This is a genomic window from Intrasporangium sp. (assembly GCF_035280925.1).
GTDB lineage: Bacteria > Actinomycetota > Actinomycetes > Actinomycetales > Dermatophilaceae > Intrasporangium.
In genome coordinates this window covers 1-14,511 of record NZ_DATEEY010000155.1, presented here as the reverse complement: position 1 = coordinate 14,511, position 14,511 = coordinate 1, and the positions used below count along the sequence as shown (strand labels likewise).

17 protein-coding genes are annotated in these 14,511 nt (G+C 70.2%); 4 read left to right on the top strand and 13 right to left on the bottom strand.

What is annotated here, in order from left to right; genetic code table 11:
* Window positions 1-6: 6 nt before the first annotated feature.
* The 6 genes from yajC to pdxT form a co-directional block, all read right to left on the bottom strand.
* Window positions 7-327 (bottom strand): preprotein translocase subunit YajC, encoded by a 321-nt coding sequence (gene yajC / locus VJN29_RS14305; RefSeq protein ID WP_324144304.1) that lies wholly within the window; start codon window positions 325-327, stop codon window positions 7-9.
* Window positions 328-536: 209 nt separating this feature from the next.
* Window positions 537-1,640, bottom strand: a complete 1,104-nt coding sequence (ruvB, locus tag VJN29_RS14300) for a Holliday junction branch migration DNA helicase RuvB (RefSeq protein ID WP_324144303.1) — start codon at window positions 1,638-1,640, stop codon at window positions 537-539.
* On the bottom strand, window positions 1,637-2,242 hold the full coding sequence (ruvA, locus tag VJN29_RS14295; protein WP_324144302.1) for a Holliday junction branch migration protein RuvA: 606 nt from the start codon (window positions 2,240-2,242) through the stop codon (window positions 1,637-1,639). Before ruvA ends, ruvB begins: the two co-directional genes overlap by 4 nt.
* Window positions 2,239-2,805 (bottom strand): crossover junction endodeoxyribonuclease RuvC, encoded by a 567-nt coding sequence (gene ruvC / locus VJN29_RS14290; RefSeq protein WP_324144301.1) that lies wholly within the window; start codon window positions 2,803-2,805, stop codon window positions 2,239-2,241. The genes ruvA and ruvC overlap by 4 nt, the downstream gene beginning before the upstream one ends.
* A gap of 166 nt (window positions 2,806-2,971) precedes the next feature.
* The gene (locus VJN29_RS14285) at window positions 2,972-3,742 is read right to left on the bottom strand and encodes a YebC/PmpR family DNA-binding transcriptional regulator (RefSeq protein ID WP_324144300.1); all 771 of its coding nucleotides are present in this window, start codon (window positions 3,740-3,742) and stop codon (window positions 2,972-2,974) included.
* A complete protein-coding gene (gene pdxT, locus VJN29_RS14280) occupies window positions 3,739-4,347 on the bottom strand; it encodes a pyridoxal 5'-phosphate synthase glutaminase subunit PdxT (protein WP_324144299.1) in 609 nt (202 codons plus the stop codon). The genes VJN29_RS14285 and pdxT overlap by 4 nt, the downstream gene beginning before the upstream one ends.
* Before the next feature lie 72 nt (window positions 4,348-4,419).
* On the opposite strand from pdxT, the gene kynU reads away from it, so the two are divergent.
* The 3 genes from kynU to VJN29_RS14265 all read left to right on the top strand — a co-directional run bounded on the left by kynU (window position 4,420) and on the right by VJN29_RS14265 (window position 8,146).
* Window positions 4,420-5,670: a kynureninase gene (gene kynU / locus VJN29_RS14275; protein ID WP_324144298.1), complete on the top strand. Its 1,251-nt coding sequence runs from the start codon at window positions 4,420-4,422 to the stop codon at window positions 5,668-5,670.
* Window positions 5,671-5,773: 103 nt separating this feature from the next.
* The gene (locus VJN29_RS14270; RefSeq protein ID WP_324144297.1) at window positions 5,774-6,256 is read left to right on the top strand and encodes an RsbRD N-terminal domain-containing protein; all 483 of its coding nucleotides are present in this window, start codon (window positions 5,774-5,776) and stop codon (window positions 6,254-6,256) included.
* A gap of 159 nt (window positions 6,257-6,415) precedes the next feature.
* Entirely contained in the window at window positions 6,416-8,146 is a 1,731-nt protein-coding gene (locus VJN29_RS14265) for an HNH endonuclease (protein ID WP_324144296.1), read from the top strand.
* A gap of 84 nt (window positions 8,147-8,230) precedes the next feature.
* Here the strand turns inward: VJN29_RS14265 and pdxS are convergent, their stop codons facing one another.
* From pdxS to VJN29_RS14235, 6 genes are all read right to left on the bottom strand, one after another.
* Complete coding sequence (gene pdxS, locus VJN29_RS14260) at window positions 8,231-9,151, bottom strand: pyridoxal 5'-phosphate synthase lyase subunit PdxS (protein WP_324144295.1); 921 nt, start codon at window positions 9,149-9,151, stop codon at window positions 8,231-8,233.
* Window positions 9,152-9,249: 98 nt separating this feature from the next.
* Window positions 9,250-9,801, bottom strand: coding sequence for a hypothetical protein (locus tag VJN29_RS14255; RefSeq protein WP_324144294.1), 552 nt, complete (start codon window positions 9,799-9,801; stop codon window positions 9,250-9,252).
* Window positions 9,798-10,970 carry a glycosyltransferase family 4 protein gene (locus VJN29_RS14250; RefSeq protein ID WP_324144293.1) on the bottom strand — a complete coding sequence of 391 codons (1,173 nt, stop codon included), beginning with the start codon at window positions 10,968-10,970 and terminating at the stop codon, window positions 9,798-9,800. The genes VJN29_RS14255 and VJN29_RS14250 overlap by 4 nt, the downstream gene beginning before the upstream one ends.
* A gap of 22 nt (window positions 10,971-10,992) precedes the next feature.
* On the bottom strand, window positions 10,993-11,943 hold the full coding sequence (locus tag VJN29_RS14245; protein WP_324144292.1) for a phosphatidylinositol mannoside acyltransferase: 951 nt from the start codon (window positions 11,941-11,943) through the stop codon (window positions 10,993-10,995).
* Window positions 11,940-12,563, bottom strand: a complete 624-nt coding sequence (pgsA, locus tag VJN29_RS14240; protein ID WP_324144291.1) for a phosphatidylinositol phosphate synthase — start codon at window positions 12,561-12,563, stop codon at window positions 11,940-11,942. The genes VJN29_RS14245 and pgsA overlap by 4 nt, the downstream gene beginning before the upstream one ends.
* Before the next feature lie 34 nt (window positions 12,564-12,597).
* Window positions 12,598-13,203, bottom strand: coding sequence for an HIT domain-containing protein (locus VJN29_RS14235; protein WP_324144290.1), 606 nt, complete (start codon window positions 13,201-13,203; stop codon window positions 12,598-12,600).
* Window positions 13,204-13,408: 205 nt separating this feature from the next.
* Here VJN29_RS14235 and VJN29_RS14230 point away from each other — a divergent pair, with 205 nt between their 5' ends.
* Entirely contained in the window at window positions 13,409-14,080 is a 672-nt protein-coding gene (locus VJN29_RS14230) for an ABC transporter permease subunit (RefSeq protein WP_324144289.1), read from the top strand.
* 136 nt (window positions 14,081-14,216) lie between these two features.
* Here VJN29_RS14230 and VJN29_RS14225 read toward each other — a convergent pair.
* Window positions 14,217-14,511: hypothetical protein (locus VJN29_RS14225; protein WP_324144288.1), on the bottom strand; the 295-nt coding region annotated here is incomplete at its 5' end.

Here is a 14,511-nt window from a genome sequence, read left to right as displayed (position 1 = left end):
AGCGCCTCACTGACCGGGCGCGGACGAGTCGTCCGTCTGGGCCCGGTTGATCGGTGGCGGCGTCACATCGGCCTGCTTCATGGCCACGGCGCGCCGGTCGAAGCGCAGGATCATCCCCTCGGCCACCTCGATGTGTGCGCTGACGTCGTCGAGGTGACGGATGGTGCCGAAGATGCCCGATGAGGTGACCACCTCGTCGCCGACATCGAGCGCGGAGTTGAAGTCACGCATCCGCTTCGTGCGCCGGTTGGCACTCCAGAACATCCAGGCCAGCAGCAGGAGCGGCAGGGCCAGGATGATCAACGAGGATCCCCCGTTGTTGTTCATATCAGGCTCAATCCTTCGACTTCTCGATCCGGCAGCGCGCGAACCAGTGGTGGTGTGGGCGACACGTCAACGTCCGGGGGCACCGGATGGTGCCGCGGCGGCGGCGGGGGTGCCCGCAGGAGTCTACGTCCGGCGTGCGGGTTTGTCAGACCGACGGGTGGCCGTATGCCGCTCCGCCGGGTCACGTTTTGGCCGCGGTTTCGCCGTGGTCAGGTCTCGAAGCGTCCTCCGCCCAGGTCGTCGAGCGGCAGTGTGGCCGCCCACAGTCCTTGGGCGTCCAGGGGTGGCGTGAGGCCGAGGTGGGACCAGGCGAGCGCCGAGGCGGCCCGCCCCCGCGGCGTCCGCAGCATGAAACCCTCCCGCACGAGGAACGGCTCGGCGACCGTCTCGACGGTGTCGGGCTCCTCCCCCACGGCGACCGCCAGGGTTGACAACCCCACCGGCCCCCCGCCGAACCGCCGGCAGAGAGCGTCGATCACGGCTCGGTCGAGCCGGTCGAGACCTCGCTCGTCGACGTCGAACAGCTCGAGCGCCTGGCGGGCGGCGGCCTGGGTGACGCGGTCCTCGCCGTGGACCTGGGCCCAGTCGCGCACGCGGCGGAGCAGCCGGTTGGCGATCCGTGGCGTTCCCCTGGAGCGCCGGGCGATCTCGACGATGCCGTCCTCGTCGGCGTCGAGGGCCAGCAGGCGCGCGGAGCGGTGCAGGATCGTGACGAGGTCGCTCGGCTCGTAGAAGTCGAGATGTCCGGTGAACCCGAACCGGTCGCGGAGCGGGGCCGGCAGCAGGCCGGCGCGCGTCGTCGCGCCGACGACGGTGAACGGCGGCAGCTCGAGCGGGATCGCCGTCGCTCCGGGGCCCTTGCCGATGATGACGTCGACCCGGAAGTCCTCCATCGCCAGGTACAGCATCTCCTCGGCCGCCCGTGACATCCGGTGGATCTCGTCGAGGAAGAGGACCTCCCCCTCCGCCAGGGACGAGAGCACCGAGGCGAGGTCGCCGGCGTGCTGGATCGCCGGTCCAGAGGTGATCCGGATCGGCTGCTCGAGCTCGCTGGCGACGATCATCGCAAGGGTCGTCTTGCCCAGCCCGGGGGGACCGGAGAGCAGCACGTGGTCGGGCGCGGTGCCCCGTCGCTTGGCAGCCTTGAGGACCAGACCCAGCTGCTCGCGCACGCGGGTCTGGCCGGGGAAGTCATCGAGCCGCCTCGGCCGGAGCGCCGCCTCGACCTGCCGCTCGTCGGCGTCGCTTCCGGGATCGACGATCCGCGCGGTCGCGTCGTGGGATTGGTCCCAGGCCTGCTGCTCGACACTCATCGGCCCAGCTCCTGCAGGGCCGCGCGGAGCATGGCCGAGACGCTGGCGCCGTCAGCCGCCTGGGGCGCGACCCGGTCGAGGGCGTCGTCCGCCTGCCGAGCCGACCACCCGAGACCGACCAATGCCTCGCGCACCTGGTCACGCCAGTGTTCGCCCGTGGTCCGCTGGACCACGAGTCCGGGCTCGTCAGCCGAGCCGCCCCATGCGCCCAGCTTGTCGCGCAGCTCGAGGACGAGCCGCTCGGCGCCCTTCTTGCCGATGCCGGGGACCTTCGTCAGGGCGGCGACGTCGCCGGTGCCCAGCGCGCGCCGCACGGACACCGGGTCGTGCACGGCGAGCAGGGCCAGCGCGAGACGGGGGCCCACGCCGGAGACCGTCTGGACCGTCTCGAAGACGTGCTTCTCGTCCTCGGTCGCGAAGCCGTACAGGGTCAGGGAGTCCTCGCGCACGACCAGCGTCGTCTCCAGGTCCGCCGCCGCACCAACCCGCACCGAGGCCGCCGTCGCCGGCGTCGTGTGGACGAGCATCCCGACTCCCCCGACCCCGAGGACCACGGAGTCGAGGCCGGCCTTGAGGACGGTTCCGGACAGTGAGGCGATCATCTGCGTGCGGCTCCAGCGGTCGTGGGTCGGCGAGGTCTGGTCTGGCCGGCACTGGCGTGCGCCGACGCGGCGGCCGCGAACCTGCTCTGTGTGCCGCCGCGCCAGACGTGACAGATGGCCAGGGCCAGGGCATCGGCGGCGTCCGCGGGCCTGGGTGGGCTCTGCAGGCCGAGCAGGTGGGTGACCATCGTCGTGACCTGCGCCTTGTCGGCGCGGCCACTGCCACTGACGGCGGCCTTCACCTCGGTCGGGGTGTGCAGGGTGACCGGGAGGCCACGGCGCTCGGCCAGCATCATGACGATGCCGGTGCACTGCGCGGTCCCCATCACGGTCGAGACATTGGTGTCGGCGAAGACGCGCTCGATGGCCACGGCCTCCGGCTGGTGCCGCTCGAACCAGGCGCGCATCTCGTCCTCGAGCGCAACGAGGCGCTTGGGGGTCGGGTCGGTCGACGGGGTCCGGATCACACCGACCTCGACGAGGGTGAGCCGCCGTCCGGGCTGGCCCTCGACCACGCCGACTCCACACCGGGTGAGCCCGGGGTCCACCGCGAGGACGCGCACGCCACCTCCAGACTCGATCCGACTCGTCGCGTGGCTCGCGCCACGACCGAACAGGTGTTCGGCCCAACCGTAACCGCCCGCCTCCCCGAAACGACGGAAGGCGCGCCGCTCCCGGCGCGCCTTCCGTGCGGCCGCCAGCCCCGCGGCATACGGCCTGCTGTGTCTTTCAGTCCTCCTCGTCGAGCTCCGCAAGGACGTCGTCCGGGATGTCTCCATTCGCGTAGACGTTCTGCACGTCATCGCTGTCCTCGAGGGCGTCGATGACGCGGATCATCTTCTTCGCGCCGTCGAGGTCGAGCGGGACCTGGAGGTTGGGAACCCACGACGCCTCGGCGGAGTCGTAGTCGATCCCCGCCTCCTGGACGGCCTGGCGCACGGCGACGAAGTCGCTCGCCTCCGAGACGATCTCCCACGTGTCGCCGTTGTCGTTGACCTCCTCGGCACCCGCATCGAGGACGACCTCGAGGATCGAGTCCTCCGAGATGTCTCCGGACGCCCCGTTCTTGGGCACGATGACGACGCCCTTGCGGTTGAAGACGTACGCGACCGAGCCGGGGTCCGCGAGCTGGCCGCCGTTGCGGGTCAGCGCGGTCCGTACCTCGGCTGCGGCCCGGTTGCGGTTGTCGGTGAGGCACTCGATGAGCAGCGCGACGCCGCCCGGTGCGTAGCCCTCGTAGGTGATCGGCTGCCAGTCGGACGCGCCCGCCTCGGCGCCGGAGCCACGCTTGACCGCGCGGTCGATGTTGTCGTTGGGGACCGAGGTCTTCTTGGCCTTCTGGATCGCGTCGTAGAGCGTCGGGTTGCCGGCAGGGTCACCGCCACCCTGCCGGGCCGCCACCTCGATGTTCTTGATGAGCTTCGCGAAGAGTTTGCCGCGCTTGGCGTCGATGGCGGCCTTCTTGTGCTTCGTGGTGGCCCATTTGGAGTGGCCGCTCATGCAGACTCCCTCGCGTTCTCGACGATCCGGACGAATTCGGCGTGGATGCGGCGGTCCCCACCCACCTCGGGGTGGAACGACGTCGCCACGAGATTGCCCTGCCGAACCGCGACGATCCTACCCGCGGCCGGTCCCTCGCCCACTCGGGCAAGGACCTCGACACCCTCGCCTGCCTCGTCGACCCAGGGGGCACGGATGAAGACCGCGTGGACGGGTTCGTCGAGTCCCGCATAGTCGAGCTCCGTCTCGAACGAGTCGACCTGGCGTCCGAATGCGTTCCGTCGCACCGTCATGTCGATGCCGCCGAGGGTCTCCTGGTCGGGCCTCGCGTCGGCGATGCGGTCGGCGAGCATGATCATCCCGGCGCACGACCCCAGGGTGGGCAGGCCAGCGGCGATCCGCTTGCGCAGGGGATCCTGCAGCTCGAAGGCCCGGACCAGCTTGTCCATCACCGTCGACTCCCCGCCGGGAATCACGAGCCCGTCGATCTGCTCGACCTCGCCGGGTCGGCGGACGGTGACGACGTCCGCGCCGAGTGCGGTGAGCGCGGCGGCGTGCTCGCGCACGTCGCCCTGGACGGCGAGGATGCCGATGGTGACCTTCACAAACCCCAGATCGTATGCCGCTGGGCTCGCCACGCGTGCACCGCCTCCTGCCGCTCGCGGTACGTTGCCACCATGTCCGCCGACGTCACCGACGACCTGCTCGCCCGGGCCAGCGACCTCGATGCCCATTCGCCGCTGAGCGGTAGCCGTCAGCGGTTCGCGCTCCCGGAGGGCGTCATCTACCTCGACGGCAACTCGCTGGGGGCGCTACCCAGGACCGTGGGTCCGGCGCTGGCCCGCGTGGTCGAGCACGAGTGGGGCGAGCGGCTCATCCGGTCCTGGAACGAGGCGGACTGGTGGGGCGCGCAGACCCGGGTCGGCGACCGCATCGGCCGGCTGGTCGGTGCTGCCGCAGGCCAGGTCGTCGTCACCGACTCGACCTCGGTCAACCTCTTCAAGGCCATCGTCGGCGCGGCGCGGCTGCGGCGGGGTCGCCGGGTCGTGCTCACGGATCCCGCGTCCTTCCCCACCGACCTGTACCTGGCGGAGGCGGCCGCCCGAGTCGAGGGGCTGGAGGTGCGCCGCGTCTCCCCCGCCGACGCTCCGCGAGCCATCGCCGAGCTCGGCCCGGACCTGGCGGTCGCGGCCTACTCGAGCGTGGACTATGCCACCGGCGAGCTGTGGGACCTCGCGGGGATCACGTCGGCCGCCCACGACGTCGGTGCCCTGGCCTGCTGGGACCTGTGCCATGCCGCAGGGGCCGTCGATGTGCAGCTCGACGAGGGCGGCGCTGACGTGGCGGTGGGGTGTGGCTACAAGTACCTCAACGGCGGCCCCGGTGCTCCGTCGTTCATCTATGTGGCCGCGCGTCACCAGGACGCCTTCGACCAGCCGCTCACCGGCTGGTTCGGCCACGCGCGGCCGTTCGAGATGGCCCGGGACTTCGTCCCGGCACCGGGCATCGACCGGGTTCGCGTGGGGACTCCACCGATGCTGTCGGTCCTGGCCCTCGAGGCCGCGCTCGAGGCCTTCGACGGCCTGTCCATGAGCGACGTGCGGACGCAGTCCGTCTCGCTCACCTCGACGTTCCTCGAGGCGCTCACAGCGCTCGACCTCGACCTGACGGTGGCGACCCCGGCGGCGGCGGAACGACGGGGGTCACAGGTGTCGCTGCGCCATCCCGATGCCTTCGCCGTCGTCCAGGCGCTCATCGCTCGAGGCGTCATCGGCGACTACCGGGAGCCCGACATCGTCCGGCTCGGCTTCGCCCCGCTCTACGTGACGCACCTCGATGCGGTCACCGCGGCGCGGCACGTCAGGGAGGTTCTCGACGGCCGTGAGCACGAGCGACCGGAGTTCGCCGCCCGGCACGCCGTCACCTGACGGGGCGCCGCGGCGAGGGGCCGGTTCGTTCGTTTGCTCACGTTTGCTCCACGGCACGGAGCGTCCTTGACACGATGGGACCCACTGAGGGAGAGGGAGAACGATGAAGCTGGAGACCCTGCTGAGGGAGTCGGAGGACAGCATCCTCGACGAGGCGTTCTCGGACCTGCAGCGCTCACATGTGCACCACTACGAGAAGGCCGGCGAGACGTTCACCCGCGAGCGGTTGACCACCCTGTTCGACCTCGTCGCCACCGCGATCAGGACCCGGAGCCTCGCCGACCTGAGCACCTACGCCGACCGCATCGCGACCGAGCGGTTCGACGCCGGCTTCGACATCTCCGAGGTGCAGATGGCCTTCAACTCGCTCGAAGAGGCGATGTGGCGACGCGTGGTCGCCGCCGAGCCCCCGAGCGAGCTGGCTCAGGCAATCGGGCTGCTGAGCACGGTCCTCGGCTTCGGCAAGGACACCGTGGCCCGCAAGTACGTGTCGCTCGCCTCCGAGAAGCACGTCCCCTCGCTCGACCTCAAGGCCCTTTTCGCGGGCACCGAGCCGTCGGCCGGTACGGCCAACGACTCGACCTGAGCCGTCTGCAGCTCGCCTCGTCGCTTCTGTGGGTCCACTTGCGCTGCAACCGGATTCGTTGTCCACAGGTGCGAGAATGTCCTTGACGCGATCCCGAAAGCATGTTCGAATTGGGACGGCGACGCGCTCACAGGGAACCCACGCGGAAGGAGGGCGCTCGTGCCGTACGTGGACGCTGAGGACGCCCTCGACAACCGGTTTGCCGACCTGATCGAGGGCTTGCCCGGAGAGCTGTGCGAACGCTCGTCCGAGACCTGGCACGAGGAGGTCCTGGCGCGCCAGCTCGCCGAGGCCGCCGCCCTGCCCGACCCGTTCGAGGGGCTCGACGAGTTCGACTGGCTTGCCACCAGCCCAGTCACTCCGGTCACCACGACTCCGGCCGCGATCGCGGCCAGGACCGCCAGCGGCGAGAGCAGCGATGCGGGCAGCGTGAGCGAGCGGTTGCAGGAGCGTGCCGATTGGCTCCTGGCCCAGATCGTGGACCTGGAGGCGGGAAGGGCCAGGTTGGACGGGCGCATCGTCGACGCGTACGGGGACTTCCGCGCCGTCGTCGCCGCGCAGGTCGCGCACCTCGAGGTGGAGTTCAGTCCGGGTCTGGTCAGCAGGCGACGGCGAGAGACCGCGGCGGAACGGGCCGTGAATGTCGATGTGGCCACGGTGGACGAGATCACCACCGCGACCTCGGTGCCAGCTGGGGAGGCGGCCCGACGGCTGCGGCTTGCGGTGGACGCGATCCGGTATGCCCCGCTGCGAGACAGGCTGGCCGTCGGGTCCGTATCGCTGCTGCACGCCGGGCTGATCGCAGACGAGGTAGCCGCCCTGGCGAACGCCGAGGGCTGGGACGAGGCCGACCACGACGAGGTCCTCGCCATGGTGGTGGAGCGGGTGCTGGCGCCGATGCCCGGCGGACACCGGCCCACTCATCCGCAGATCCGGCAGCGGCTGACCCGGGTCCTGAAGGCCGTGCAGGATCCTGCCGCGGCGAGGGCGCGCCGGGAGAGGGCGACCGCTCGGCGACGCCTGGCCGCCGAGCTGACCGAGGACGGGATGGGGGTTCTGGCCCTGCATCTGCCGGCCGAGCAGGTCGTCGCGGTCGCCGATCGGATCGAGCAGCTGGCTCGGTCACTGCGTCAGGCAGGGGACGAGCGGAACCTCGACCAGCTGCGTGCGGACCTGGCCGCCGAGGCGTTGCTTCGCCACCGGTACGGCCCCTGCCCCGTTCACGCCACCCCCGCCAGCGACGACCCGCCCTCGATGGGTGCGTCGAGTCCGGAGCGGAACGACCAGTCGGTTGAGCGGGCCGTCTGCGGGTGCGCTCCGGTGACGCCGCCGGCATCAGTGTGGGTCGTGGTGCCGTTCGAGGTCGCCGCCGGGCTCTCGGACGCGCCCTGCGAGCTGCCAGGGCATGGCTGGGTCAGCGCCGAGCACACCCGTCAGGTCATCACGGCTCCAGGATCGGTGTGGCGGTGGCTGGCCGTGGACCACCTCACGGGGCGGGCGCTCGAGCTGGGTACGGACAGGTACCGACCGACCCCGGCAATGATCGAGCAGATCCGGGCCCTGGACGGGCACTGTCGCGGTCCCGGCTGCACCGTCGACGCACGGCGGTGCGACATCGACCACCACACCGCCTGGCCGCAGGGTCGCACGGTTGTCGGCAATCTGGGTCCACTGGACCGGCGACGGCACCATCAGCCGAAGACCGCTGGGCTCACCTCGTGCGAGCCGGTCGGCGATCCGGCCCAGCGAGGTCTGCGCTGGCGGACGCTGACGGGACGGGACCACATCACCTACCCGAAGTCGTGGACCGAGGCGCTGCGCGACCCGGGCCCGCCAGCCCCGGGCGAACAGCCACCGAACGAGAGACGAGATGAGCCGCCGCCGTTCTGACTCGACTGTCCCAGCCACTCGCAGAGGTATGCCGCCGCGCTCACTGAGCCCAGCGGCATACGGACTGGTTGTGGTTGGTCTCGATCACCAGCCGCGCTCGGCGAGCCGATGGGGCTGTGGGATCTCGTCCACGTTGATGCCCACCATGGCCTCGCCCAGGCCGCGCGAGACCTTGGCGATGACATCGGGGTCGTCGTAGAACGTCGTGGCCTTGACGATCGCCTCGGCACGCTGCGCGGGATTGCCGGACTTGAAGATCCCGGACCCGACGAAGACGCCCTCGGCGCCGAGCTGCATCATCATCGCCGCGTCCGCGGGGGTGGCGATGCCGCCGGCGGTGAAGAGCACGACAGGGAGCCTGCCGTTGCGAGCGACCTCGGCGACGAGCTCGTAGGGAGCCTGGAGCTCCTTGGCGGCGACGTAGAGCTCGTCCTCGGGGAGTCCCTGGAGGCGGCGGATCTCGGCGCGGATCTGTCGCATGTGGGTCGTCGCGTTCGACACGTCACCAGTGCCTGCCTCGCCCTTGGAGCGGATCATCGCCGCGCCCTCGGTGACCCGGCGCAGGGCCTCGCCGAGGTTGGTCGCCCCGCACACGAACGGGACGGTGAACTTCCACTTGTCGATGTGGTTGGCGTAGTCGGCCGGGGTGAGGACCTCGGACTCGTCGACGTAGTCGACGCCGAGGCTCTGGAGGACCTGCGCCTCGACGAAGTGGCCGATCCGGGCCTTGGCCATGACGGGGATCGACACCGTGGAGATGATGCCGTCGATCATGTCGGGGTCGCTCATCCGGGAGACGCCGCCCTGGGCACGGATGTCTGCCGGGACGCGCTCGAGGGCCATGACGGCGACGGCTCCGGCGTCCTCGGCGATCTTGGCCTGTTCCGGCGTGACGACGTCCATGATGACGCCGCCCTTGAGCATCTCGGCCATGCCGCGCTTGACGCGGGTCGTGCCGGTGCCGGTGTCGGACTGGGGGTGAGACTGGGTCTCAGGAGTGGTCACGCTCGTCCTGCTTTCGTGCTCGGTTGATGCTAAGAATCGTAGGCCCATCCGAGGGGTCCCTCGACCGCGCCGAGTCGCCACCGACCGGGGCACGGAGCTCAGGCGGCCAGGCCGGGCGGCATCTCGTCGTCGAACTCCACTGTCAGCGGCATGGGCGTGTGCCCCGCCAGGCGGAACAGCCGCACCGCCCACTTGCGCCGCACCCGCCGGACATCGGTCACCGCGTCGTTGTGGAACCGCCTCGCGAGCGAGACCCTGGTGCAGGTCGAACGGAGGCGGTCCAGGTGGTCGACCCCGAGCGGACCGGCCTCGCGGATCTGCCCGCTCTGCGCCTCGGTGAGCGAGTGATGGAGCGCTTCGGTCAGGTCGTTCTCCACCACCTCGCGGATCTCGCCGTGCTCACCCGGGTTCTCCAGCGACTCGGCGGCGGCGGTGGCCAGGATGAGCGACGTGGCGACGTCGAGCAGACCGCTGTTGGCGAGCTCGAGCGAGGCCTCGGCCCGCCTGACGAGCTGGGCGTCGAGCGCCGCCAGGGTGCCGGTGAGCCGGACGTGGAGCCGGTCGAGCCGTGCGGCGGTGTAGGTGAGGTACCACGCAATGATGACGACGACGAAGAGAACCGCGAAGACCCACGAGAGGACCTCGCTCATCGGGCACCCCCACGCAGGAAGCGGTTCCACCTCGTTGGTGGCTCCGTCTGCGCCGCGAGCCGACCCTCGATCACCGTCTCGTAGACCGCGCGGATCTGGTCGGCCACGACCGACCAGTCGAAGCGGTGCGCCCACTGCCGGCCCCGGGCGGCGAGGTCCCGACCACGCTCGGGGTCCTCGAGCAGGCGGATGAGCTGGTTGGCGAGGTCGGCTGGGTCCCCGTTGCGGAACATCGCACCGACGGCGCCGCCGTCGAGCACCCGCGAGAACGCCGCGAGGTCACTGGCCAGGACGCAGGCCCCGGACGACATCGCCTCGATGAGGATGATCCCGAAGCTCTCCCCGCCGGTGTTCGGCGCGACATAGAGGTCGACCGACGAGAGGAGCGACGCCTTCTCCTCGTCGGAGACCGCCCCCAGGAACTCCGTAGCCCCACGCACGTCCTGCGGCCACCCTTCTGTGATCTCGGCTGGATCCCCGGGCCCGGCGACGAGCAGTCGCAGCCCGGGCACCTGCTGCAGGACCGTGGGCAGGGCGGCGGCGAGGACGGGCAGGCCCTTGCGTGGCTCCGCCATCCGTCCGAGGAAGGCGATCGTCGGCCGATCCGCTGTGCCCTCCCACTCCGGCCGCTTCGGCGCGGCCGCGAAGCGCTCCACGTAGACGCCATTCGGGATGACGACCGCATCTCCTCCGACGTGGGTCGTGACGGTGCGGCGTGCGTCCTCGCTCACGGCGATCCGGGCCGAGATCTTCTCCAGGGAGGGGCGGATGATCGGGTAGGCCGTCTGCATCGTGCGGGACCGGAGCATCGAGGTGTGGAACGTCCCGACGATGGGCCCGTCGGCCGCCATGAGCGCGAGAACACTGACACTCGGAGACATCGGCTCGTGGATGTGGAGGACGTCGAACCTCCCGTGGTCGAGCCACCGGCCGACCTTGGCCGCAGTGACCGGACCGAAGGCCAGTCGTGCGACTGAGCCGTTGAACCGGACCGCGGTGGCCCGTCCCGCCGACACGACGTAGCCCGGCAGCGCCGTCTCGCTGTCGGCCGGGGCGAGCACCGAGACCTCTTCCCCCTCGCCGATGAAGTGCTCGGCGAGGTCACGGACGTGGAACTGCACCCCGCCGGGCACGTCGAACGAGTAGGGGCAGACGATGCCGATTCTCATGGGCGAGCCCGTCGGGCGCGGGTCACGAGAGGTCCTCGACGAAGACCCGCTGGAGCATGTGCCAGCTCGACGTGTGCTGGCGAATCGTCATGGACAGGTGGTCGGCGCACTGTTGGATCAGGTCCTGCGCCTTGGCGGCCGTGGGACCCTCCACCCGAGGATGGAGCCGTGCGCTGAACTCGATCACCGTCCGGTAGCCGCCGAGCCCGTAGCCCTTGGGCGCCGACTCGTAGTGGACGGTCGCACAGTACAACGGCGCCCCGGTGAGCAGGGAGAGGACGGCAGGCCCCTTGGCCATCCGGGCCCGGTGACCCACGAGGTCCACCTCGACGCCGTTGCTCGTGAGGTCGCGGTCGCTCGCCAGGGCGATGACTCGGCCCCCGGCTCGCGCGGCCTGGACCAGCGCAGTGAAGGGGTCTTCGCCACCCGTCAAGGGGATGATGTCCATGTCGATGGCGTTGCGGAAGGCGACGAACTCCTGGAAGACCTCCTCGGGCTCGAGCCGCTCAGCCACCGTGGTCACCGGCGCCAGGCTGCCTGCCGCCCACGCCGCCGCCAGGTCGAAGTTGCCGAGGTGACCGACGAAGACAACGACGGCTTCCCCCTTCTCGGTGAATCTGCGCGGCTCGTCATCCCCACGGCTCACGACCGCGCGGTTGATCTGGTCCCTGCTGAGGGAGGGCAGCCGGAATGCCTCACAGTAGTACCGCATGTAGGAGCGCATCCCGGCTCGCACGAGCGAGTCGAGCGCTGCCTCGTCAACCTCCGGACGGGCCTTCCGATAGTTGGCGCGGAGCCGCTCGACCCGGTTGCCGCCACGGCGCACGGCGACATCGGCAATCCGGTTGAACAACCCATAGGCGACCGGCTCGGGGAGCGCGCGCAGCGCCCTCCAGCCGAGCTTGAAGCCGGCGACGGTGAGCTGGTCCCGGAGGTCGCGGGTCGCACTGGCGACGCCTCGGGAACTGGTCAATGGTTGACCTCGCCAGCCGCGAGGGCCTGCGAGCGTACCGTCATGATCCGCTGCACCACGGTGACGAGGCTGGCGACTGCCAGCAGCGCGAGGACCACACCGAGCACGAGCGTCGAGTCGAACAGGTCCGCGAAGAAGGCGGCCACGAGCACGGCCACCAGCCGGTCGGCGCGCTCCGCGATGCCGACGGAGGCGGTGAAACCGAGGCCCTCGGCCCGCGCCCGCGCGTACGAGACGACGCTGCCGAGGATGAGGCAGGCGAGGGCGAGCGCGGACATGACGCTGTTGTCCCCCATGCCCGCGTAGTAGAGCACCAGGCCGCCGAAGATGGCCGCGTCACCGATGCGGTCGAGGGTGGAGTCGAGGTACGCGCCCCACTTCGTCGAGCCCCCGGACTCGCGGGCCATGATCCCGTCGATCGTGTCCGAGAAGACGAAGGCGGTGATGACGAGTACACCGATCCACACCTGCCCTCGAGGGAAGAAGTAGAGCGCGCCGACGCTGACCCCGATCGTGCCGACGACGGTCACGATGTCCGGGCTGATGCCGATCTTGAGGAGGAGACGGGCGATCGGACCGAGGAGCTTGGTGACGGTCGCACGGAGGAGTCTGTCGAGCATAGTGGGGCCAGCCTACTGAGGTTGACGGCTCGGCTCAGGCGGCCGGCCAGGCGGCGAGGATCAGCTGACGGGTGTCCTCGAGGAGGACGGGGAGCGCCTTCGTCTGACCGACGATCGGCAGGAAGTTCGAGTCGCCTCCCCACCGCGGCACGATGTGCTGGTGCAGATGGGCAGCGACACCGGCCCCCGCTACCGCACCCTGGTTCATCCCCAGGTTGAAGCCGTGCGGTGCCGAGGCCGCCTCGAGGGCCCGGATCGCGGCCTTGGTCAGCGCGGTGAACTCCTCCGTCTCCGCGTCGGTGAGGTCGACGTAGAGGGAGACGTGGCGGTACGGGCAGACCAGGAGATGACCCGGGTTGTACGGGAACAGGTTCAGCACGACGTAGCAGTGGGTGCCCCGGTGGACGATGAGCCCCTCGGCATCGCTCTTGTCCGGGGCGGTGCAGAAGGGGCAGCCGGAGCCCGGCTCGTCGGTCGGCTTGTCGCCGACGATGTAGGCCATCCGATGGGGCGTCCACAGCCGCTCGAACCCGTCGTCGACGTGCGCGAAGGTGGTGTGGTCCTCGAGTCGGGCAGCGACGTCCGTCCCGTCGTCAGGGCCGACGTCCGAGGCACTCCCGCCGCTCCCCTGCTCCGTCATGGCCCGCATCCTATGTGGAGTCCGCCGGCCCTCTCGCGGGCGTGTCGATTTGAGGCCCGACGGTGCCAACGGGTTCAATGGGTAGGGCCCTGCGGTGTGTGAGACCGCAGGGCAACCCCCCTTCTTTGAGCACAAACGAGCGTTGTCAAAGATGGTCCGGTCCACCCACGGTCCACCCCGCAAGCCCGGACGTACCGTCCGAAGCATGGATGGACTCTTCGATGGACCGGTGTTCGGCCCAGAGGTCGAGCAGATGGACGCGCTACTCGGGCAAGCTCGATCGCCTCGGCTTCGACTCGATCCCTGTCGAGGACTGACGTGTCCCGCGCTCCGCTGCCCCTGCAGACGGGAGCTCTACGCCATCCGAGAGCTGGCGCAGCTCCGCGCGGAGGTGGAGGCCAGCATCGTTGCCGAGCTGCTCCGCTCCGGAGTCGGCAGCCTCCCGAAGGGCCAGGCAGAGGCAGGGTTGTCGATCGGGCTCACTCCCGGGCAGACACTGCGGTCGATCCGGCTGCCGCAGGCCGGCACGGCGATGCTGCCGGCACTCGTGGGGCAGCTGGTTGTGGTTTTGAAGGACACCGCGCTGGGCCAGATCATCACGTACCCAGAGCTGCTCACCACTTGCCAGCAGATCGGCTCGTACAAGTCGAACCCGGGTCCGGCGATCATCGTCATCGCGGTCATCTTCATCGTCATCACCTACTCGCTGACGACGGTGGCGGCGGGGGTCGAGGGGCGGCTGCGCCGCCGTGGCCGCTCGACGATTGGCGCCGGTGGTGCGGGTTCGGCGCTGATCGTGCCGGAGCCGGAGCTCACCCATGCCGACCAGCCCGGGCAGGACCTCGGCGACATCCTTGCGGACGGCACCCGCCGCTGAGCCTCGCGCGTTTGGCCCCAGAGCGTCAGCGTGTCACACGATCGCTTCGCCAGTTTGGCAGGGAGCGCGCGGACCCCCTGCGAGACTGCTGGTTGCCCCGCCCTTCAACCGGGCGGGGCAGCCGATGCGTGGTCGCTCAGGTGGTACTGGAGCTGGATGAAGGGGTCGGTGACGTCGAAGTCGTCGTCGGAGGCGGTGGTGTCGTCGTCGTCGTCGTCGGAGGCGGTGGCGTCGTCGTCGTCGGAGTCTCGACGTCGTAGCAGAACGAGATGTGGCTCAGGCCGTATGGCTGGCCGTTCGCCGGGTTGATGGGGGCGGTCAGCCCCGTGTCGCCCAGACTTTCGAAGGGATACGTGTAGACGTTGGCCTTCGGACCGCCCTTGACGATCACCACATCAACGCCGATGTTCGACGTCCAGTCGAATGACGAG

Coding starts and splice junctions, on each gene's coding strand:
- yajC (WP_324144304.1), bottom strand. CDS start 327: ATGAACAACAACGGGGGATCCTCGTTGATCATCCTGGCCCTGCCGCTC.
- ruvB (WP_324144303.1), bottom strand. CDS start 1,640: ATGAGTGTCGAGCAGCAGGCCTGGGACCAATCCCACGACGCGACCGCG.
- ruvA (WP_324144302.1), bottom strand. CDS start 2,242: ATGATCGCCTCACTGTCCGGAACCGTCCTCAAGGCCGGCCTCGACTCC.
- VJN29_RS14285 (WP_324144300.1), bottom strand. CDS start 3,742: ATGAGCGGCCACTCCAAATGGGCCACCACGAAGCACAAGAAGGCCGCC.
- kynU (WP_324144298.1), top strand. CDS start 4,420: ATGTCCGCCGACGTCACCGACGACCTGCTCGCCCGGGCCAGCGACCTC.
- VJN29_RS14270 (WP_324144297.1), top strand. CDS start 5,774: ATGAAGCTGGAGACCCTGCTGAGGGAGTCGGAGGACAGCATCCTCGAC.
- VJN29_RS14255 (WP_324144294.1), bottom strand. CDS start 9,801: ATGAGCGAGGTCCTCTCGTGGGTCTTCGCGGTTCTCTTCGTCGTCGTC.
- VJN29_RS14250 (WP_324144293.1), bottom strand. CDS start 10,970: ATGAGAATCGGCATCGTCTGCCCCTACTCGTTCGACGTGCCCGGCGGG.
- pgsA (WP_324144291.1), bottom strand. CDS start 12,563: ATGCTCGACAGACTCCTCCGTGCGACCGTCACCAAGCTCCTCGGTCCG.
- VJN29_RS14235 (WP_324144290.1), bottom strand. CDS start 13,203: ATGACGGAGCAGGGGAGCGGCGGGAGTGCCTCGGACGTCGGCCCTGAC.
- VJN29_RS14230 (WP_324144289.1), top strand. CDS start 13,409: ATGGATGGACTCTTCGATGGACCGGTGTTCGGCCCAGAGGTCGAGCAG.